At 64.2% G+C, this 18544-nt stretch carries 18 protein-coding genes; 6 read left to right on the forward strand and 12 right to left on the reverse strand.

What is annotated here, in order from left to right; all coding sequences use genetic code 11:
- Positions 1–76: 76 nt before the first annotated feature.
- On the reverse strand, positions 77–793 hold the full coding sequence (locus GTW58_RS00940) for a LuxR C-terminal-related transcriptional regulator (RefSeq protein WP_047690912.1): 717 nt from the start codon (positions 791–793) through the stop codon (positions 77–79).
- 272 nt (positions 794–1065) lie between these two features.
- Between GTW58_RS00940 and GTW58_RS00945 the strand changes: the two genes are divergently transcribed.
- The 3 genes from GTW58_RS00945 to GTW58_RS00955 are packed head-to-tail and all read left to right on the forward strand — an operon-like array spanning position 1066 to position 4875.
- Complete coding sequence (locus GTW58_RS00945; RefSeq protein WP_119932166.1) at positions 1066–2811, forward strand: long-chain-fatty-acid--CoA ligase; 1746 nt, start codon at positions 1066–1068, stop codon at positions 2809–2811.
- 9 nt (positions 2812–2820) lie between these two features.
- Entirely contained in the window at positions 2821–3723 is a 903-nt protein-coding gene (locus GTW58_RS00950; RefSeq protein ID WP_119932204.1) for a LysR family transcriptional regulator, read from the forward strand.
- Between the two features lie 51 nt (positions 3724–3774).
- Positions 3775–4875, forward strand: a complete 1101-nt coding sequence (locus GTW58_RS00955) for a mandelate racemase/muconate lactonizing enzyme family protein (RefSeq protein WP_119932167.1) — start codon at positions 3775–3777, stop codon at positions 4873–4875.
- A 123-nt stretch (positions 4876–4998) separates the two neighbouring features.
- Here the strand turns inward: GTW58_RS00955 and GTW58_RS14435 are convergent, their stop codons facing one another.
- The 8 genes from GTW58_RS14435 to benA all read right to left on the reverse strand — a co-directional run bounded on the left by GTW58_RS14435 (position 4999) and on the right by benA (position 12432).
- On the reverse strand, positions 4999–5118 hold the full coding sequence (locus tag GTW58_RS14435; RefSeq protein WP_231559437.1) for a LuxR C-terminal-related transcriptional regulator: 120 nt from the start codon (positions 5116–5118) through the stop codon (positions 4999–5001).
- Entirely contained in the window at positions 5119–6807 is a 1689-nt protein-coding gene (locus GTW58_RS14440; RefSeq protein WP_232817916.1) for a tetratricopeptide repeat protein, read from the reverse strand.
- A gap of 18 nt (positions 6808–6825) precedes the next feature.
- The gene (locus GTW58_RS14445) at positions 6826–7623 is read right to left on the reverse strand and encodes a hypothetical protein (protein ID WP_232817917.1); all 798 of its coding nucleotides are present in this window, start codon (positions 7621–7623) and stop codon (positions 6826–6828) included.
- Positions 7624–7656: 33 nt separating this feature from the next.
- Complete coding sequence (locus GTW58_RS14450) at positions 7657–7830, reverse strand: AAA family ATPase (protein ID WP_232817918.1); 174 nt, start codon at positions 7828–7830, stop codon at positions 7657–7659.
- Between the two features lie 37 nt (positions 7831–7867).
- A complete protein-coding gene (locus GTW58_RS00965; RefSeq protein WP_280842248.1) occupies positions 7868–8740 on the reverse strand; it encodes a 1,6-dihydroxycyclohexa-2,4-diene-1-carboxylate dehydrogenase in 873 nt (290 codons plus the stop codon).
- Positions 8737–10338: a benzoate 1,2-dioxygenase electron transfer component BenC gene (benC, locus tag GTW58_RS00970; protein WP_119932206.1), complete on the reverse strand. Its 1602-nt coding sequence runs from the start codon at positions 10336–10338 to the stop codon at positions 8737–8739. The genes GTW58_RS00965 and benC overlap by 4 nt, the downstream gene beginning before the upstream one ends.
- Positions 10339–10447: 109 nt before the next feature.
- Positions 10448–10990, reverse strand: coding sequence for a benzoate 1,2-dioxygenase small subunit (gene benB, locus GTW58_RS00975; RefSeq protein ID WP_047692646.1), 543 nt, complete (start codon positions 10988–10990; stop codon positions 10448–10450).
- Between the two features lie 59 nt (positions 10991–11049).
- Positions 11050–12432: a benzoate 1,2-dioxygenase large subunit gene (gene benA, locus GTW58_RS00980; RefSeq protein ID WP_047692645.1), complete on the reverse strand. Its 1383-nt coding sequence runs from the start codon at positions 12430–12432 to the stop codon at positions 11050–11052.
- A gap of 290 nt (positions 12433–12722) precedes the next feature.
- Here benA and catA point away from each other — a divergent pair, with 290 nt between their 5' ends.
- The gene (gene catA, locus GTW58_RS00985) at positions 12723–13607 is read left to right on the forward strand and encodes a catechol 1,2-dioxygenase (RefSeq protein WP_047692644.1); all 885 of its coding nucleotides are present in this window, start codon (positions 12723–12725) and stop codon (positions 13605–13607) included.
- A 516-nt stretch (positions 13608–14123) separates the two neighbouring features.
- Here catA and GTW58_RS00990 read toward each other — a convergent pair.
- Both GTW58_RS00990 and GTW58_RS00995 read right to left on the reverse strand, forming a co-directional pair.
- Positions 14124–14573 carry a MarR family winged helix-turn-helix transcriptional regulator gene (locus tag GTW58_RS00990; protein WP_047692210.1) on the reverse strand — a complete coding sequence of 150 codons (450 nt, stop codon included), beginning with the start codon at positions 14571–14573 and terminating at the stop codon, positions 14124–14126.
- 176 nt (positions 14574–14749) lie between these two features.
- Complete coding sequence (locus tag GTW58_RS00995) at positions 14750–15469, reverse strand: hypothetical protein (protein WP_156125551.1); 720 nt, start codon at positions 15467–15469, stop codon at positions 14750–14752.
- A 183-nt stretch (positions 15470–15652) separates the two neighbouring features.
- Between GTW58_RS00995 and GTW58_RS01000 the strand changes: the two genes are divergently transcribed.
- Together GTW58_RS01000 and GTW58_RS01005 are read left to right on the forward strand one after the other, a co-directional pair.
- Entirely contained in the window at positions 15653–16750 is a 1098-nt protein-coding gene (locus GTW58_RS01000; RefSeq protein ID WP_047692211.1) for a glutathione S-transferase family protein, read from the forward strand.
- A gap of 161 nt (positions 16751–16911) precedes the next feature.
- Positions 16912–17760 (forward strand): HpcH/HpaI aldolase/citrate lyase family protein, encoded by an 849-nt coding sequence (locus GTW58_RS01005; RefSeq protein WP_119932170.1) that lies wholly within the window; start codon positions 16912–16914, stop codon positions 17758–17760.
- Positions 17761–17789: 29 nt separating this feature from the next.
- On the opposite strand, the gene GTW58_RS01010 is transcribed toward GTW58_RS01005, so the two are convergent.
- The gene (locus GTW58_RS01010) at positions 17790–18500 is read right to left on the reverse strand and encodes an HAD family hydrolase (protein ID WP_119932171.1); all 711 of its coding nucleotides are present in this window, start codon (positions 18498–18500) and stop codon (positions 17790–17792) included.
- Between the last annotated feature and the right edge of the window lie 44 nt (positions 18501–18544).

Below are 18544 nucleotides of genomic sequence, written 5' to 3' on the forward strand. Positions count from 1 at the left end.
GGGGTGGGGTCCCTAACGTGCAGAAACGACAACGCGGGGCAGTGCGAGGCAACCGCAGCACCGCGGGAACAAGGATCTAGAGGCGCAATTCCACGGAATTGACGTCAGCCTCCGGTTCCACCAGACCGTCTTCGATCGCACGGATGCGCAGGTCGATCTTGGTGGGGGCGGGGCGACCGATGCGTGCGTACTTCTCACGGATGCGGTCGATATTGGTTTTCACAGCGGACTGCTTGATGCCCATACGGCGGGCCACCTGGACCTGGGCGAACCCGGATGCGTAGAGGCGCAACGTCTCCTGTTCGCGGGGAGACAGGTTGGCGCGGGCGAATTCGACGTCGCCGTCAATGGCCGCTGCCAGCTCCTTGGTGATCACCGGTTTGCCTTCGGCAATGTTGCGAGCTTCCTCGATCGCGTGCTCCAGGGGCTCGGACTTGCGGACCAGGCCCAGTGCGCCGGCGCGCAGTGCCTCACGGATCAAGGCGGCGTTCTCACCCACGGAGAAGATCAAGACCTTCATCCCGGCCTGGCGCAGTTTCTCCACATTGTCCGAGGGGCGGGAGCGGTCCGTCAGGGAGAGGTCCAACAGGACCACCTCACACTCGATGCGCTTGGCACCGCAGGCGGTCAGTGCAGCGTTCTCTGGGTCCCGACCCAACTGGTCCAGCAGCGCGGGCACGGTTGCAGCGGAGCCCACCAGCTTGACGTCGGCCTGGGACGTCATGGAGACCAGACGAATGCCCTCACGGACGACTTCGTGATCGTCGACGACGGCAACAAGAGTGGACGGCATGAAGACACCTCGGGTCGATTTGGGGGAGCCGTACGGTGCCAGGGTGTGGGGTCCCCGGTGGCGCCGAAGACTTCGACTTCATCGAGCCCCCACGGCTCCGTCCGCCTCCTAAGCGGGTGGATCCGATCTCGTGGATACCCTCACTATACGGTGCCGGATGCCGCCACGACGTGCCCAGACCCCCATCTAGATGAAATTGCCACAAGATTCTTGGGGTGTGGGGGTGGTCCTGACCGGGACCTGGCGGCACTGCCCCAGGTAGGCTCGTGCGTATGCCTGAGCACAATCCCGCCTCCTCGTCATCGGCTCCCGGAACCTCCCGAGAGTTCCTGGCCGCCCGGCCCTGGCAGGCCAGCTACGACGCCGGAGTGCCCCATGATCTGGACCTTGCGGAAACCTCTCTGAGCCACATGTTCGAACGCTCGGTGGCGCAGTTCGGTCCCAAGCCGGCTGTCAGCTTCTTCGGCGCGGACGTGACCTACGAGGACCTCGGCAAGGACGTCGAGCGGGTGGCTCAAGGGCTGAAGGACCTGGGTGTTGAGGCAGGGGACCGCGTGGCCATCGTGCTGCCCAACTGCCCACAACACATCGTCGCGTTTTATGCAGCCATGCGTCTGGGTGCCGTGGTGGTGGAACACAACCCGCTCTACACCGCTCCTGAGTTGCGTCACCAGTTCGAGGACCACGGTGCGCGGGTGGCCATCGTGTGGGACAAGGCTGCGGCCGCAGTGCAGTCCTTGCCCAAGGACCTGGGTCTGGAACACATCATCTCCGTGGACATCACCCAGGCCATGCCCCGCCTGATGCGCACAGCACTCAGGCTGCCGCTGAAGAAGCTCAGGCAACAGCGGGCCAATCTGACGGCACCGGCCACAGGCACCACGCCGTGGAAGGAATTGGTCAATCACCCGCCGATCGCCCACGATCACCCGTACCCCACGGCACACGACCTTGCCGTGTTGCAGTACACCTCCGGCACCACCGGCCTGCCCAAGGGCGCCATGCTCTCCCACCGGAACCTGGAGTCCAATGCCGTCATGGGGCGGGAGTGGTTGGATTCGGGGTCCAAGGAAGTGGTCTACGGTGCGCTGCCGCTCTTCCACGCCTTCGGGCTGACCCTGGGCATGACCTTTGCCATGTCTTTGGGGGCCACATTGGTGCTGTTCCCCACCCCGCGCCCGGATCTGATCATCGGGGCCATGAAGAAGCACCGGGCCACCGTGCTGCCCGCCGTGCCGCCGGTCTACCAGAAGGTCATGGAAGCCGCTGATGAGAAGGGTGTCTCCCTGGAGGGAGTCACGGTGGGTGTCTCCGGTGCCATGGCACTGCCGGTTCACCTGGTGGACGAATGGGAACAGCACACCCACGGCATGCTGATTGAAGGCTACGGGCTGACCGAATGTTCCCCCCTGGTCTCCTGCAACCCGCTCAATGACCACCGGCGGGCCGGATCCATCGGCATTCCTTTCCCGTCCACGCAGATCCGCACCGTGGACCCGGAGACCATGCAGGACGTGGACAAGGGACAAGAGGGTGAGCTGTGGGTCCGGGGCCCGCAGGTTTTCCAGGGTTACTGGAAGCGCCCGGATGCCACCGCCGAATCCCTGCGTGACGGTTGGTTGCGCACCGGGGACATCGTGACCGTGGACGACGACGGGTTCATCACCGTGGTGGACCGTCTCAAGGAAATCATCATCACCGGTGGCTTCAACGTGGCCCCCAGCGAGGTGGAAACCGCTCTGCGGACCAGCGACGCCGTGGAGGACGCCGCCGTCGTGGGCCTGAAAACCGAGGACGGCACGGAAGTTGTGGTGGCCGCGGTGATTTCCGCGGAGGGGCACAGCTTTGACGAATCCGCGCTGCGCGAGCACTGCTACGCCAAGGTGACCCGGTACAAGGTTCCCCGGCGCATCGTGGAGGTGGAGGACCTGCCGCGCACCATGCTGGGCAAGATCCAACGCCGACTGGTGCGGGAGGACCTCCAAGGGCGTGGAATCGACCTGAGCCACAAGGGCTGAGGGGTGGCCGTGGACCTGCGCCAGCTCAACTACTTCATTGCCGTGGCCGAGGAACGCCACTTCGGGCGAGCGGCAAAACGACTGCACATTGCACAGCCCCCGCTCTCCCAGCAGATCCGCCAGTTGGAGGAACAGTTGGGCGTCAAGCTGTTTGACCGGACCACCCGGCGGGTGGATCTGACGGCAGCGGGGGAGTTGCTGCTTGATCGTGGGCGGGCGATCGTCAACGACGTCGAGGCGCTCAAGGCGGACGTCTACCAGGTGGGTGCAGGTGCCACGGGCGTGCTGCGCGTGGGGTTCTCAGGATCGGCCACCTACAGTGTGATGCCGCAGATCGTGCGCGCTGCCGGGCAGGCTTATCCGGGGCTGAACGTGGATCTGCACGGGGAGATGTTGACCCCCGCCATGGAATCCGCCCTGCTGGACCGGAGTCTGGATGCCGCCATTTTGCGGCCGCCGGTCACCAGTCAGGAGATCGAGTACCGGATCATGCAGCGCGAGCCGCTCATGGTTGCCATCCCGTCCCACTCGCCGCTGGCAGAGGATCGGCCGGTGTCCATGCCGGAACTGACGGACCAGAAATTCGTGACCTATCCGCCGGGCTCGGTGGTGTATCGCGAAACCGTTGAGCTCTGCCGTGCTGCTGGGTTCAAGCACCGGGTGGCCCACATTGCGCAGGAAACCTCCACGGTGCTTTCTTTTGTGGCAGCTGGTGCGGGGGTGGCGGTGGTGCCGTCCAGCGTGCGCGCGGTTCAGTTGCAAGGGGTGCACTACCGCGAGCTGGAGAATGCGCCAATTGTTGAGCTGGCAATTGCCTGGAGACGTGAAGGACGCTCGCAACTTCTGGCGAATTTCGTCACACTGGTCACTACTGATATTTCCGACCATGATCCAACCGGGGATTCAGTATAGAAACCAGAACAATGCGCTGGCCACAGCTCTGAATGAAAGGCCTCTTCAGCGATGAAGATCGCGGCCGTCCAGGCGATCCCCTACGCCATTCCCTACCGCACGCCCCTGCACTTCGCCTCCGGGGCCGTTCACGTCGCCGATCACGTCCTGATCAAGATCACCACCGACGACGGCGTGGTGGGCTGGGCGGATGCTCCTCCGCGTCCCTACACCTACGGAGAGACGCAGAAGTCGATCGTGGCAGTGGTGCAGGACGTCTTTGCCCCGGAGCTCATTGGTCTCTCGGTTTTCGACCGGGAAAAGGCCCAAGCCGTCATGGCGCGCACCATTCACAACGAATGCGCCAAGGGCGCGGTGGACATCGCCATGTGGGACTGCATGGGACAGATTCTGGGGCAACCGGTCAGCACGCTCCTGGGCGGGTACACAGACCACATGCGGGTGTCCCACATGCTGGGTTTCAAGCCCGCGCAGGAACTGTTGGACCTTGCCCTGGGGTTCCGTGAGCAGTACGGAATCACCACGTTCAAGCTCAAGACCGGGCGGCACCCCGTTGGCCTGGACGTGGAGGCCGCACGCGTGCTGCGTGAAGGGCTGGGCCCGGAGGTTGAGATCTACATGGACGCCAACCGCGGGTGGAGCGCCAACCAAGCAGCAGAGGTTTTGCGCCAGATCGCGGAGTTGGGACTGACCTTTTTGGAAGAGCCTGATGATGCCAGGGAGGTCCTGGGGCGTCGTCGTCTGGTGACGCAGTCGGCCATCCCCATCACTGCAGATGAATCCGCTCCCAACCTGGGGGAGGCAGCCCGGGAAATCCTGACCGGAGGTGCCAACATGCTGGCGGTGAAGACCGCTCGGACAGGGTTCACCGAATCAGCCAAGGTGGTGGCCTTTGCCGAGGCCGCCGGGGTTGACGTGTACGTAGGCAATCAGATCGACACCCAGGTGGGCACGGTGGCCTCTGTGGTCTTCGGTGCCGCGTTGGCCCACACCTCCCGCCGGGCGGGGGAACTGTCCAACTTCCTGGACATGGCAGATGACCTGCTGGCTGAGCCGTTGCAGATCCGCGACGGCGCGATCGCGGTACCCACCGTGCCTGGTGCAGGCACTCAGATCGACCCCGAAAAGCTGGAGAAGTACCGCGTGGACTGAGTGGTGACGTGTTCCGCTTACCTCCTCCGAGCAGTGACTTGTGCCGCTGATCAGTGCCGATGGGCGGCGCAAGTCACTTCTCGAGGGGGAAGTGTCTCTGATGGGCGGCGGAGCCTCTAGTGGTCAGCTGTCGGCGCGGTAGCGGGCGGCCAGTTCGCTGCGGGAGCGGATGCCGTATCTCCCGTAGATCCGGGTCAGGTGGTACTGCACGGTCTTCTCCGCGATGAACAGGGCCCGTGCCACCTATTTGTTGGTGGTACCTCTGGCCACGAACTGCGCCACGGCCTGCTCCTGTGCGGTCAACTGCACGGTGTCCTGGGATTGAGTGCTGCCGGGAGCATCTGCCCCCAGACCCTGGGTCAGCACGCCGGCCTCTGTGTCCACTCCGGCTGCCTTCAACTCTCGATCACAACGGGTCACGTAGGTCTTGGCGCCGAGTGCCACGTACAGTTCCCGGGCAGTGCGCAGAATGGAGGAGGCCAAGCGTCGCTTGCCGGCCCGGCGCATGCTCTGACCGTAGGCGAAACAAATCCGCGCTTTCAGATACGGCCGGTGGTGTGCGTTCAGGCATTCCAGGGCCTTGTCAAAGTGCAGCCGGGCATCGTCAGCCTCACCGCGGGCCGCCAACAACCGCCCCCGAGCCCACGCCAGACGGGCACGGTCCGTGTCCGAGCCCGGAACGGATGCCAGAGCCTCTTGGGTCTTAAGAAACTCCTCGGCCTCATCCAAGCGGTCCGTCATCACCAGCACATTGACCATGGTGTCCTGCCAGGGCCAGAACGATGATCTGTCCACGGACTGGGGATCAGTGCTCAGCAGTGGGTACATGGCCTCGTAAGCACTCTCGTAATCCGCACGAGCCTCGTGGTAGCGGGCACGCGCCAGAGCGGAGGGGACCGCCATGGCGCGGTAGCCGTCGCTGGGCGCCGTGGTGAGTTGGACGTAGTGCTGGGCGCGGTCCCAGTCCCCCCGAATGGCGTAGAGCTCGGCTGCGGTCCAGTACAACAGCGGTCGCATGAGCCGCATGCCGGAGGACTCCAGCCGGACGGAGGCCCGTGCAATGGTGGCAGCAGCCGCGTCCCAGTCACCCAGCACCAGTTGGCACCGGGCCAGCCAGGCCTCGGCCCACAGGGAGATGCGCAGGGAGCCGCCTCGGGACTCCGTGGGGATGGCGGCCTCGAAGTGCAGGTGAGCGGCCTCGACGTCGTCGGTGCGCAGGGCGAACCACGCGTAGCCCATCTGAATGCGCTGCTTCTGGGCAGTCTCTGCGGCCTCCGTCATGCGGGTGCGGTAGACCGTTTCCGCGGCCTGGACCTGCTGGCTGGCAAAGAGCCCCAGACCGTGGATGGCTTCTGCCGCAACCCACACGGGTGCCGCGCGATCCACCAGTTCCAGAGTCTTGTTGGACCACTCCACCATGGCCGCACCATCCCAGTTGGCCAGACCGTGCAGCACCTGCCGTTGGGCGATTCGGGCCGCTGTGGAGGGATCGTGTTCAGGGCGTACGGTGCGCCAGGCCATGTCCAGGTGAGCCTTGGCACTGGCGAACTGCCCCGTGACCACCGCCAGATGGCCCAACACGGAGGAGCGCAGGGGAGAGGACGGGAAGGACTCGATGGTGCTCAGATAGGTGGCAGCCTGCGTCAGGTCACCGGAACCGATCGTGGCGTCCACGGCGTGCAGCAGCCGCAGGTCACGTTGTTGGGGTTGGTCGGAGAGCCGGGAGGCGGCAAGCATGGCTCGGGCAACGGCGGACCAGACACCGGCGCGCGCCTGGTCACTGGCGTAGTCCTCCAAGGCATTGGCCAGCTGAGCGTCCGGCCCGGGTGTGGCAGCCACCCGGTGGCTCAACTGCACACCGGGGTCGGAGACCACGGAAGCCGCCGTGCGGTGCAGCCAGATGCGCACCGTGGGCGGGATGGAGTCGTACACCGCCCTCTCGGCACCAGGTTAGGTGAAGGTCACGTGGCTCTGGGTCTGGGAGACCGTGAACTTCAACAATTGAAGTTCGTGACCCTCGTCCAGGGCGCTCAGGACGTCCTGCACCTGAGCCAGTTCGGAAACTGCTTGCAGCTCTGCCCCGGGCCCAAGAACTGCCACGGCGCGGGCCACGTCCACCAGCTGTTGCGAGCCCCGGGCCAACTGGGACCGGATTCTGGCCCGTACCCGGTGGCCTGGCGGAAGATGAGGCAGCCTGCCCTGCCATGCCTCGTTCGGAATTTCCTGCAGGAGCTCCACCAGGCGCAGAGGCAGGCCCGCCGTGTGGTCAATCAACGTTCGCACCGTCGTCACGTCCAGATCCGTGCCCAACAGGTGCCGGCCCAGCTGGCCCACGGCCTCCACCGGCAGGGGCGGCAGCACAAGACGGCGCACCTGGTGGCCGGAAACGTAGTCCAGAACACCCACGGGGACGTTCTGGGACTGCTCAGAGTCCAGGGTGAACAAGAACATCACCTTGGCTCCATGCAGGCGGCGCGCGGTGAAGATCAGGATGCGCAGCGTGGCCTCGTCCACCCACTGGAGGTCGTCGATGACCATCAGCACCGGCCCGCGGCGTTGCAGTTGACCAAGGTGCACCTGCAGGGTCTGGGCGTAATTGACGGCTTGGTCCGGGCTCAGTTGGGTGTGGATTCTCGACGGCGGCAGCTCGCCGCCGTCGAATCCCTTGCTGCTGCGCAGAGGTGCTGTGGACATCAACTGGGTGTAACCGGCCAGGGAGAAGGAGGACTCCCATTCATCGCCCACCATGGAGAGCACCGTGGTGGAACGGGTCTGGGCCTCCTAGAGCAACTCGTCCAGGAGCCGGGACTTGCCGCTGCCCAGCGCCCCTTGAAGCACCACGGAACGGCAGCTTCCCTTCCTGACCTCTTTGAACACCTCCCGCAGCACACCCATTTCGGCCTCGCGGCCCACCAGGGGGTAGTTGTGCTGTGGGGGAGATGCTTCGTCGACCATGAGCCAGATGGTATCGACAGTGACAGGTGCCACGATCTCAGCCCTGGTCGCCACCACCCACCGGCAGGACCGAGCCGGTGATGTAGGAGGCTTCATCCGATGCCAGGAACACGATCGGTGCTGCCTGCTCCGCCAACGTGCCGTATCGCTTCATGTAGGAGGAGGAGACCGTCTGGTCCACGATGGCCTGGTACCAGGCCTGTTCCTGTTCTCCTTCCGGGCCCGGGCCGCGCTGCACCTTGCGGGGGGGTGCCAGGGTGCCACCGGGGGCGGTGGCCACCACACGCACCCCCAGTTCCGCCACCTCCAGGGCCAGCGCCTTGGTCAGGGCATTCACACCACCTTTGGATGCTGCGTACGGCACCCGGTTGATCCCACCGGTGGCAATGGAGGAGACGTTCACAATGGTTCCACGGCCGGCCTCCAGCATGGTGGGCAGTGCAGCGTGGCAGGCGAATAGGGTGGGGAACAGGGAGCGGCGAATTTCCTTCTCGATCTTTTGGACGTCGTACTCCTGGTACGGGCGCGCCCAGATGGTGCCGCCCACGTTGTTGATCAGTACGTCAATGCGGCCGTACTCCTTCAGGGCCACCTCCACGAACTGACGTGAGCTGCCCGCATCCTCCAGATCCAGACCGCCCAGGGGCAGGGCGTAGCCGTAACCGTCCGTGCCGGCGGCACGTTCGTTGATCTGCGCAGCAACCTCCTCCACCACCTCGGAGCGGTCCACCAGCGGCACCTCGCCGCCTTCGGCAGCGATCCGTTCCGCCACCACCTGACCGATTCCCTGGGAGGCTCCCGTGACGACGACGGCCTTGCCCGCAAACCGACCCGGGGTGATCAGAGTGGGCGCGGTGGAGGTTTCAACGGTGGGCATCCCGGAGACGTCGGTCCCGGTGCCGCCGGTCATGAGTTCTCACCGCTGACCATGGGCATGGTCCTGGTCTCCACGGCCACGACTGCCTCTTCCATGGTGCCCTTGGCCGCGGAGGTGTGTGCCTGCACGATGTCCAAGGCCCGGGACAGGTCCTGGGCGCGGAAGGCCTCCACCAGGTCGTGGTGGTCACGGGCCACGGATTCAAAGATCGGAGAACCGTTGCTGATGGTGGCAGACATCTGCCCCCGTGTGTCCAGGCCGCGGTAGGCCTCCAGAAGCACCGGGTTGTTGGCCACGGTGAACAGGTATTCGTGGAAGGCAAAGTTGGTGCGCACGAACTCCTTGGCATCCGTGACCACGCCGTCTTGGACCGTGGAGTCCACATCCGTGGCCAGGCGATCCCAGTTGTTGAGCTGCTCCTCTGTCATCTTGGAAATCATCAACTGCACCACGGCAGTCTCAAGTCCCGCGCGGGCATCCAGGTGTGCTGCCGTGTCTGCTGCCCCGAACTGGAGCCGCCCGGTCTGCATGGAGGACACGGCCTCGGCCCCGCTGATCTGCTCGCCAACAGCAGCCACCGTGTCTGCGGAGACCGGTGCCCCGGTTTCGGCGTCGCCGCCGGTCTTCTCCTTGGGGGCGAATCGCTCGAAGTAGAAGTTGGCGGGCTGAACCCCTTCAGCATCCAGCCAGGAGGAAACGGCGTTGACCATGGGTGGCGGTCCGCACAGGTAGATGTCGACGTCGCCGTCGTTGAGCTGTTCCGGGGTGATGATCTGGGTGACGTAGCCCGTGTGAGGCGCAGAGGTGCCGTCTTCAGAGGCGATGAGGTCCCAGGTGAACTGGCTCAGGCGGGACTCGTAGTCCTTGAGCCAGTCCAGTCCCACAATGTCAGCTTCGCGGGTCACGCCGTAGATCAGGTGCACGGCCTGACCGGGATCCTTCTCCGTGAGCTTCTCCAGGATGGAGGTCAACGGTGCCAGGCCGGTGCCACCGGCCAGTAGGAGCAGGGGTCGCTTGGGTTCTCGCAGGAAGAACGAACCGTAGGGTCCGGAGAACTCGATGGTGTCCCCGACTGCCGCGCGATGGCGCAGGTACTCGGACATGGCACCCTGCGGGGTGATGCGCACCATGAAGGAGGCATCGTCCACGTTGGGTCCACTGGACATGGAGTAAGAGCGCACGTCCTGGGTGCCGGGAACCTTGATGTTCACGTACTGACCGGGCAGAAAGGCCAGGTCCTCCCGGTTGTCCACGTCCAGGGTGAAGGAAATGGTGGACTCGGAGTGCTTGTCCAAGGCCTTGATGGTGGAGGTGAACGATGCGGCAGAGGTCTTGGCTGCCTCCGAGGTGCCGGGAATGCTGATGGACATGGCCGATTCCGGCAGGGCCTGGCAGGTCAGCAGATAGCCCTTGTCCAGCTCGTCCTCAGTCATGGCGTCATCCACAAAATCTCCCGGATCAAAGGAGCCGGAATCGCAGAAGGACTTGCATGTACCGCATGCACCGTCACGGCAGTCGGAAGGAATGTTGATCCGGGCCTTGTAGGCCGCGTCCATGATGGTCTCGAAGTCGCCGACGCGAATCACCTTGGTGACGCCGTCTTCAAAGTTCAGTGCTACTTGGTGTGCCATGTCAGTCTCCTGGAGCTTGGTGGAACCGGTTCCGTGCACGCCCGCCCACCAGGAGGTCTGCCTCGGGCAGCAACGTTCTCCGGGCGGGCGAGCGTGTGAATGGGATCGGTCAGATCATGTAGATGTCGATCACCTGGTGGATGTAGTCGTTCTTCAGAACGATCTTCTTCTTGGTGATCTGCAGAGCCGGGCCGCTGAGATCGATGTCCACTTCCGCGTAGCCCCAGTAGTACATGCTGGTGTTGTAGCGGAAGTAACCGGTCAGCCAGTTGTAGCGGACGTGCACCACGTCCCCGTCACGTCCCAGAACCTCGATGTCCGTGAGGTTGTGGTTGTGCCGCGGTTCCGGCAGGGAGGTGGCTGAGGAGCGGTCGGTCTTGATGCGGAACACCCGGTCCTCCAGGCCACCCCGGTTGGGGTAGTAGATCACAGAGATCTCGGTCTGGGGATCGGAGACCAGGGAGTCGTCCACGTCCCAGGACGGCATCCAGTACTCGGCATCCGGGTGATAGCACTCGATCCAGGAGTCAAAGTCGCGGTCATCCAGCAGGCGCGCCTCGCGGTGCAGGAAAGCGCGGACCGTCTCCAGGACCTGAATGTCCTCGATGCTCATCAAGGTGGAGGTCTTCTGCTCTACGGCGGTGTCAGTCATGGTGTCGGTTCCTTCGGAGTCAATCTTGGTGAGGTCTCCCTCAGGCAGGACGGATGGATTCAGGCCGTGGTGGTGACGTCGTCGGCAGTGGCAGCTTCTTCGGCCTGCAGCCCCGACTCCATGACCTGGTGCCAGTAGGAGTGCTGGATCGGGTAGAGACCCTCGTCCTCGGTCTTGACACCGGATGCCAGCACCCGGTCCATGCCCAGGGCGGCGGCCTGCTCATCCGGGCCCTTGATTTCGTGCTCCATGCCGCGAGTCATGTCGTTCCACGGTGCTCTGGCGGCCCAGTAGGTCTTGTAGCAGGAGCGGAACTCCTCCAGGTCATCCGGGGTGGCCATGCCGGAGGCGTTGAAGAAGTCCTCGTACTGACGGATGCGGTTGGCGCGGTTGGCTGCAGACTCACCCTTGGGTGCGATGCAGTAGATCTCCACCTCGGTCCTATCCGCGGAGATGGGACGGAACTTGCGGATCTGTGAGGAGAACTGATCCATGATGTAGACGTTCGGGTCCAGGCACAGGTTGCGGGAAATATTGACCATGAAGTTGACCATTTCCTCCCCGTACTTCTCCACCAGTTCCTCACGGCGGTCCCACAAGGGGCGGTCCTGCGGGTTGCCCCACTCCTGCCACAGCAGCAGGTGGCCGTGTTCGAAGGAGTAGAAGCCACCCTTCTGCTTGCCCCACTTGCCGGCGTCCATGGCCTTGGTGGTGTTGGTGGAATCCCCGGATGCGCGACGGGAGGTGGTGGCTGCGTAGTTCCAGTGCACGGAGGTCACGTGGTAGCCGTCTGCGCCGTTCTCCGCCTGGACCTTCCAGTTGCCGTCAAAGGTGTAGGTGGAAGCACCTCGCAGCACCTCCAGGCCGTCGGGGGACTGGTCCACGAGCGAGTCGATCACCTTGGTGGTGTCACCCAGGTGCTCCTCCAGGGGCTTGACGTCCGGGTTCAGGGAGCCAAACAGGAACCCGCGGTAGGACTCGAAACGGGCCACCTTGGTGAGATCGTGCGAGCCCTCCTTGTTGAAGGCCTCCGGGTAGGCGCCGTTGCGGCCGTCCTTGACCTTGAGCAGCTCACCGGAGTTACGGAAGGTCCAGCCGTGGAATGGGCAGGTGAACGTGGTCCGGTTGTCGGTCTTGCGCCGGCACAACATGGCACCGCGGTGGGCACAGGCGTTGATCAGGCAGTTGAGGTTCTCGTCCTTGTCCCGGGTGATCACCACGGGGGAACGGCCGATGTAGGTGGTGTAGTAGTCACCCACGTTGGGGATTTGGGATTCGTGGGCCAGGTAGATCCAGTTGCCCTCGAAGATGTACTTCATCTCCAGCTCGAAGACTTCCTCGTCGGTGAAGATCTCGCGCTTGGCCTTGATCACGCGGTTCTCACGGTCATCGACGACGGCGTCGTTCAGGACATCGCGCAGGTGCGTGAAGTTCTCGGTCATGTCTGCCCCCTGGGTCAAGGTTCTTCGGCTGGTGGTCACCCAGGGGAGCCCCTGGGTGACCGTTGCCCGTTGAGAGACCAGTCTGGAAGGGTGTGATCCCAGGCACATCAGGCGAATACCTAGTGGGTACCCAGGGGGTACCGGGAGGGGTTTTTGAGCATAAATGCAGCGCGATTGATATTTGTCCCATGGGCAATGTGGCTCGTACGCTCGATGTAGTCCGCATCACATTTAATCCGACGAATCCGAGCCCTGCGTGGCTCCGTAGCAACCATGACGTGGAGGACGACATGAGCGAGTCCAGCACTGACACTCGGCATGAAGACGAAGACGCTGCCGTCGAGGCCGGCACTCTGGCCACCCAACGTTTCAACGAATCCGGGAAGCTGCACAGCATGGAGGTCTCCAAGGAGCGAGTCTCCGCCATTGCCGGGGAAGTGATCCAGGCGATCAACGACGTCGCCGTGAAGCACAGCGTCACCTATGACGAGTACAACGCCCTCAAGGCCTGGCTGATCAAGGTCGGCACCGACGGCGAGTGGCCGCTGTTCCTGGATGTTTGGCTGGAGCACACCATTGAGGACATCAACTCCGTTGAGCGTCCCGGCGCCGTGGGCACCATCGAGGGTCCGTACTACGTTCCCAACGCACCGGAGATGTCCACCCCGGCCACCCTGGAGATGCGCGAAGACGAGGCGGGCACCCCGCTGAAGTTCACGGGCTCCTTCAAGGACACCTCCGGTGAGCCGCTGAAGGACGCCGTGATCGAGATCTGGCACGCCGACGCCTTGGGTTTCTACTCCCAGTACGCGCCCGAGCTGCCCAAGTGGCTCTTCCGCGGCGTGGTCCTGGCGGATGAAGACGGCAACTTTGAGATCAACACCATGCGTCCGGCGCCCTACATGATCCCGACCGACGGCGCGTGCGGCCAGCTGATCGAGGCTGCCGGCTGGCATGCATGGCGTCCGGCTCACATCCACATCAAGGTGCATGCGCCCGGGTACCAGCTGGTCACCCAGCAGCTCTACTTCCCGGGGGACCCGCACAACGAGGACGACATCGCCTCGGCCGTGAAGCCGGAGTTGATGCTGGATCCCAATCCGCGTACGGACGGTGGAGAGGGCGAAGAAGCCCACTACGACTACGTCCTGGCTCGCGAAGGGGAAACCCGCTGACTCCAGGCTGCAGCCAGTCAGTGCAGTGAGGATTGATTCTCTCCGCAACAGGTGGGGCTCATCACTGAACAGTGATGAGCCCCACCTGTTGCCGATTGTTGCTTTCCAGGCAAATCCCGCCTTTAGAAGTTTATGAAGAACTATCAACATGTGGGGAGCCTCGGTGTGAATCAGCTGATGGACCCGCGTTTGAGGGGGGATTTGCTCCCGCATGGGGCGTTTCAGGCTCCGCGCACGTGGGGCGTGGATTCCGAAGGCTCCACGAGTGGAGAACTGATGATAAATCGACCACTTGTGTGGGGACAGCTTGTCCCCTATATTGAAGGTGCTGCGCGTATCGGCCCGGTTGCGATCCCCAATGTGCTTCCGGATGATTCCCGCGCGCGGTTGACGTCCTGTTCCCCCGATATGGACGTTTTGACGGGCCCTGCCATTCCCCAAGTGGCAGGGCCCGTCCCTATGTCACGGGCCTGTCTCACCGGCCAAGCGATCCCCGCTGTGAGAGCGGGTGGGCGCTCAGTCCAGATCCAGCTCCCGCAGCCGTGCCGACAACTTGGTCTGGATGCTGTTGATGGCCCGCGCTTCCTCTGCTGTGAGGTCGTCCATGAGGGCCGTCCGGACCAGGTCAAGATGGGTCGGTGCTGCGGCCTCGATCGCCTCGCGCCCGTTCGGGGTGATGGCCACGTCCAGGCCGCGGGCGTCGTCGTCGCAAGGATTGCGTTCAATCAGCCCGCGCCGGTTCATGCGGACCAAGAGGTGGGAGAGACGGCTGCGTTCCCACCCCAGGAATTCCAACAGCGCTCGCGAGCGCAGAACACCACCCGGTGCTTCTGAAAGGGGGACCAGGACCTCGTACTCCGCCCCGGAGAGATTGCTGTCCCGTGTGAGTTGTTTGTCGATGGCACGCAGCATGGCCCGGGCGCCGAACAAGAAACTGCGCCACGTCTGCTGTTCCTCGTTGCTCAACCACCGTGGGGTGTTCGCGGAACTCGTCTCTGCTGGCGTGGAATCGGGTGCGGGCATGAATGATCACTTTCAGCTGCCACGCTCACGGGGCAGTGGTCTCAGGCTCAGACCCGCCGATCATCAGCTACGGCGCAGGCAACGTTCAGGCGGGTTCGGGGTTGCACCAGAATGGCACATCAGGACTCGTCAGGCTCATTCGGCGTTCGCTGTGTGTGCGATTGTGACGGCCTGGGTGTGCCCGTGATCCAGGAGGAGTCGTACAGCCGTCCCGGATCAGTGGGCTGATCGGGGTAGCGCCTGGGGTACTCCCGATCCCAGTCGACTTTGCGCAGGGGTGCGTCGTCGTGGTCCGGGATCGTCAGACGAGATGCCGCCACCAGGCCAAAGCCCAGGCCGCCGGCCGTGAGCAGTGTGGCTGCCGTGACCAGCCAGAGGATGGTCCAGGGGCTTCCCGTCTCCGGTGCCGTCCCGTCTGCGACGAAGGCAGCACCTATGGCCGCCAACCCCAGGGCGCTCAGACCAATGGGGGCCCACCACCATCCGCGTCCGGGGCGGGCAACGTGTGCATGCGGAAACCGCAGAGTTGTGGGAATGCCCAAGTGAACGGCCACAAACCCTGAAAGGCCGACCAGAACTGGAATGGCGCCGATTCCACCCACCCATGGCTGCCCCAGTGCCGCCAGGCCGAAGCCCAGGAGAACCCCCAGCATGATCAGAGCGAATGACAGGCCCCGGACGGCACGACGGCGCGCCGCCACCGCGCGTGCCGAGGTTGCGGGAGTGGGCTGGGTTGTCGGGGTTGGGGGCTTTGAGGTGTCCCCAGCCGGCCGCATGCGACCCCATTGGGGCAAGGGTTGCTGGCTGCCCGGGTCTGTGGGGTCGTGATGGGGGCTCATGGGTCTCTCCTGATGCGGTGCCCACGATTGGGTCGGCCGCTGTTCTCAAGGGTACTGCGCAGTTCAGACGACGGCGCGGGGTCCTGAGCGATCAGTGGGAATTGTGGGGTGGAGGGTCTCGACGATGAGATTTTGGTGACGTATCATCAAATGGAGATGGTGAGTGGCAATCGAGAGGACACCGTGAGCGAGCACAGCAACGATTCACGCGAGCACAGCAACCAGTCGGATGCATTCAGCACCACAGGCGCCTACGTTCACGCCGGCGAGTCCTTTGACCGCGACACCAACTACATCGAGGACCGCATTGTGGCGGATCCCGACACCGCAGAACTCTCCGAAGGTGCTACGGCATGGCCGGTGGAAGCCGGCCGCTACCGTTTGGTGGCCGCCCGTGCCTGCCCGTGGGCGAACCGAACGTTGATTGTCCGGCGCCTGTTGGGTCTGGAGGATGCCATCTCCATCGGTTTGCCCGGCCCCACGCACGATTCACGGTCCTGGGACTTCCAGCTGGACCCGGAGGGCAAGGATCCGGTTTTGGGCATCGAGCGGCTGCAGCAGGCTTACTTCGCGCGGTTCCCGGAGTATCCGCGGGGCATCACGGTCCCGGCCATGGTGGAGATCTCCAGCGGCCAGGTGGTGACCAACAACTTCCCTCAGATCACGGAGGACATGGCCAAGGAGTGGACGGCGCACCACCGTGAAGGTGCTCCCGACCTCTGGCCGCAAGAACTTGAGGCTGAGATGCGCGATGTCATGAAGCGCATCTACACGGAGGTCAACAACGGGGTCTACCGTTGTGGGTTCGCCGGCTCCCAGGAGGCCTACGACCAAGCCTACGAGCGGCTGTGGGTGGCCATGGACTGGTTGGAGGAGCGGCTGTCCACTCGGCGGTACCTGATGGGCGAGCACATCACGGAGGCGGACGTTCGTCTGTTCACAACACTGGTGCGTTTTGACCCGGTCTACCACGGTCACTTCAAGTGCTCGCGGAACAAGCTCACCGAGATGCCCAACCTGTGGGCCTATGCCCGGGATCTGTTCACCACCCCGGGGTTCGGGGACACCGTGGACTTCCAGCAGATCAAGGAGCACTACTACGTGGTGCACACGGACATCAATCCCACACAGGTTGTGCCGGTGGGACCTGATCTGCAGAACTGGTTGGAACCGCACGGTCGTGAGGCATTGGGCGGCAGCCCGTTCGGTCAGGCCACGGCTCCCGGCCCGGTGGCAGAAGCCGAACGCGTGGATCCGGAGCACACGCCACTGCGCGGATGAGCGTGGCGCGCCCTGCCCATTGGTCACAAAGATCCACGCGGAAGGCGGGACCCGTGCTACACAAGGCGAAACCCGTAACATGGAGGGGCCCGCCAGGGGCGCACCACGTCAGCTCCTGAGCGCGCTCGCCTCGTGAGTCGTTTGCCGTCAGAGGGAAATTCGTGAGCCCGTTCCGTAATCAACGTGCCGCCGCACTGCCCGCTCGCCTGTCCCGGTCAGTTCTGCTGGTGGGGGCCTCCGATCCCTCCACGTTTCCCGCAGCCCTGGCCTCGGAAGCCGATTCGGTGATCTTTGACATCGAAGACGGTTTGCCGGAGGAGCAGAAAGCCGAAGGTCGTTCCGCGGTGGTGGAGGCCATCAACGAGGGCGCAGGCGCGTGGGTGCGCATTAATGACATCACCTCGGATCATTGGCGCGAGGACCTGGAGGCTCTGGCTGAGGCCAAGAACCTGCGTGGCCTGCTGTTGACCAAGACCGAACACCCGGATCACATCACCCGCACCGCCATGATGATGCCTGCAGGCACCCCGGTGATCGCCTTGATCGAGTCGGCTGTGGGCCTGGTCAACGCCAATGACATCGCCCGGGCTCCCGGCGTGTTCCGCCTGGCCTTTGGCGTGGGCGACTTCCGCCGGGACACCGGCGCATCCGATGACCCCATGGCGTTGGCTTATGCCCGCTCCGTCCTGGTGGTGGCCTCCCGTGTGGGTCTGTTGCCCGGGCCCATTGACGGACCGTCCGTGGGTGCCCACGGGGATGACCTTGCAGAAGCCTGCCGCATCACCCAGTCCATGGGCATGACCGGCAAGCTCACGTTGGATCCCAACCAGACCGACGGCATCAATGTGGGCCTGGCCCCTTCCGAGCAGGAAATCGCCTGGGCCCGCGAATTGATCGAGAAGTTCGAAACCGGCGCCACCGGTTCCATGGACGGCAGCTACCTGCCCCGCTTGGCCCGCGCCCGCAAGGTCTCCGACCTGGCCAAGACCTACGGCCTCTGGAACCGCTGACCCTCAAGCCCCTCCTGCGGGTCCTCCGATCACCAGCCCCAGCTCTCCAGCAACTTCATCAACTGGGGCTTCTGCAGGCCGGTGATCAACAACGACGACGGAACGTGGGCGCCGTCGTGGGAAAGGCCCACCACCGTCATCCCCGCCTCAAGTGCGGCGGTGGCTCCTGCGGAGGAGTCCTCCACCGCCAGGCACCGCTGCGGGTCCGTTCCCAGGCGGCGTGCGGCCTCCAGGTACATGTCCGGGGCGGGCTTGCCCCGGGCGACGTCATCGGAGGACACCCAGGTCTGTACGTGATCAGCTATGCCGGTGCTGGTCATCTTGGTGTTCAGGATCCCGGAGGTGGAGTTGGAGGCCACCGCCGTGGGCACGGCGCGGGAAGCTCGCCGGACCAGCTCCAGCGCCCCTGCGATGGGCGGCATCCGCCCGGTCAGCAGCTCGGCTTCCACCTCCAGGATCCGGGCGCGCACCTTGTCAACAGTGACCGTGCCCTCCTCCCGGGTTTCGGCCCTCAAACGCGTGACTTCCTGGGCCACGTCTGCCGCTGACCAGCCCATGAGTCGCTGTTGGTCCGCTGGTCCGTACTCCAACCCGTACATGCGGAAGATCTCTGCCTGGACCTCGGCCCACGCGGATTCGGTGTCCAGGAGGACGCCGTCGCAGTCAAAAACCACCGCCAGGGGTGCTGTGCGCGGGTCCACGGCAGGTGGGTTCGGCCTTGTGTTTTCGGGTGAGGTCATGGATCCAGGATGCCCCAGCGGTGTGGGCGCTGTCAGGTGGCGGT

The sequence above is a fragment of the Kocuria subflava genome, from assembly GCF_012163155.1.
GTDB lineage: Bacteria > Actinomycetota > Actinomycetes > Actinomycetales > Micrococcaceae > Kocuria > Kocuria subflava.

What these genes read in the sequence shown, in the direction of transcription:
- GTW58_RS01010 (WP_119932171.1), bottom strand. Translation starts at nt 18,500, where the DNA reads ATGACCTCACCCGAAAACACAAGGCCGAACCCACCTGCCGTGGACCCG.
- catA (WP_047692644.1), top strand. Translation starts at nt 12,723, where the DNA reads ATGAGCGAGTCCAGCACTGACACTCGGCATGAAGACGAAGACGCTGCC.
- benB (WP_047692646.1), bottom strand. Translation starts at nt 10,990, where the DNA reads ATGACTGACACCGCCGTAGAGCAGAAGACCTCCACCTTGATGAGCATC.
- GTW58_RS00945 (WP_119932166.1), top strand. Translation starts at nt 1,066, where the DNA reads ATGCCTGAGCACAATCCCGCCTCCTCGTCATCGGCTCCCGGAACCTCC.
- benA (WP_047692645.1), bottom strand. Translation starts at nt 12,432, where the DNA reads ATGACCGAGAACTTCACGCACCTGCGCGATGTCCTGAACGACGCCGTC.
- benC (WP_119932206.1), bottom strand. Translation starts at nt 10,338, where the DNA reads ATGGCACACCAAGTAGCACTGAACTTTGAAGACGGCGTCACCAAGGTG.
- GTW58_RS00965 (WP_280842248.1), bottom strand. Translation starts at nt 8,740, where the DNA reads ATGACCGGCGGCACCGGGACCGACGTCTCCGGGATGCCCACCGTTGAA.
- GTW58_RS00955 (WP_119932167.1), top strand. Translation starts at nt 3,775, where the DNA reads ATGAAGATCGCGGCCGTCCAGGCGATCCCCTACGCCATTCCCTACCGC.
- GTW58_RS00995 (WP_156125551.1), bottom strand. Translation starts at nt 15,469, where the DNA reads ATGAGCCCCCATCACGACCCCACAGACCCGGGCAGCCAGCAACCCTTG.
- GTW58_RS00940 (WP_047690912.1), bottom strand. Translation starts at nt 793, where the DNA reads ATGCCGTCCACTCTTGTTGCCGTCGTCGACGATCACGAAGTCGTCCGT.
- GTW58_RS14445 (WP_232817917.1), bottom strand. Translation starts at nt 7,623, where the DNA reads ATGGTGGGCGATGAATGGGAGTCCTCCTTCTCCCTGGCCGGTTACACC.
- GTW58_RS14450 (WP_232817918.1), bottom strand. Translation starts at nt 7,830, where the DNA reads ATGGTCGACGAAGCATCTCCCCCACAGCACAACTACCCCCTGGTGGGC.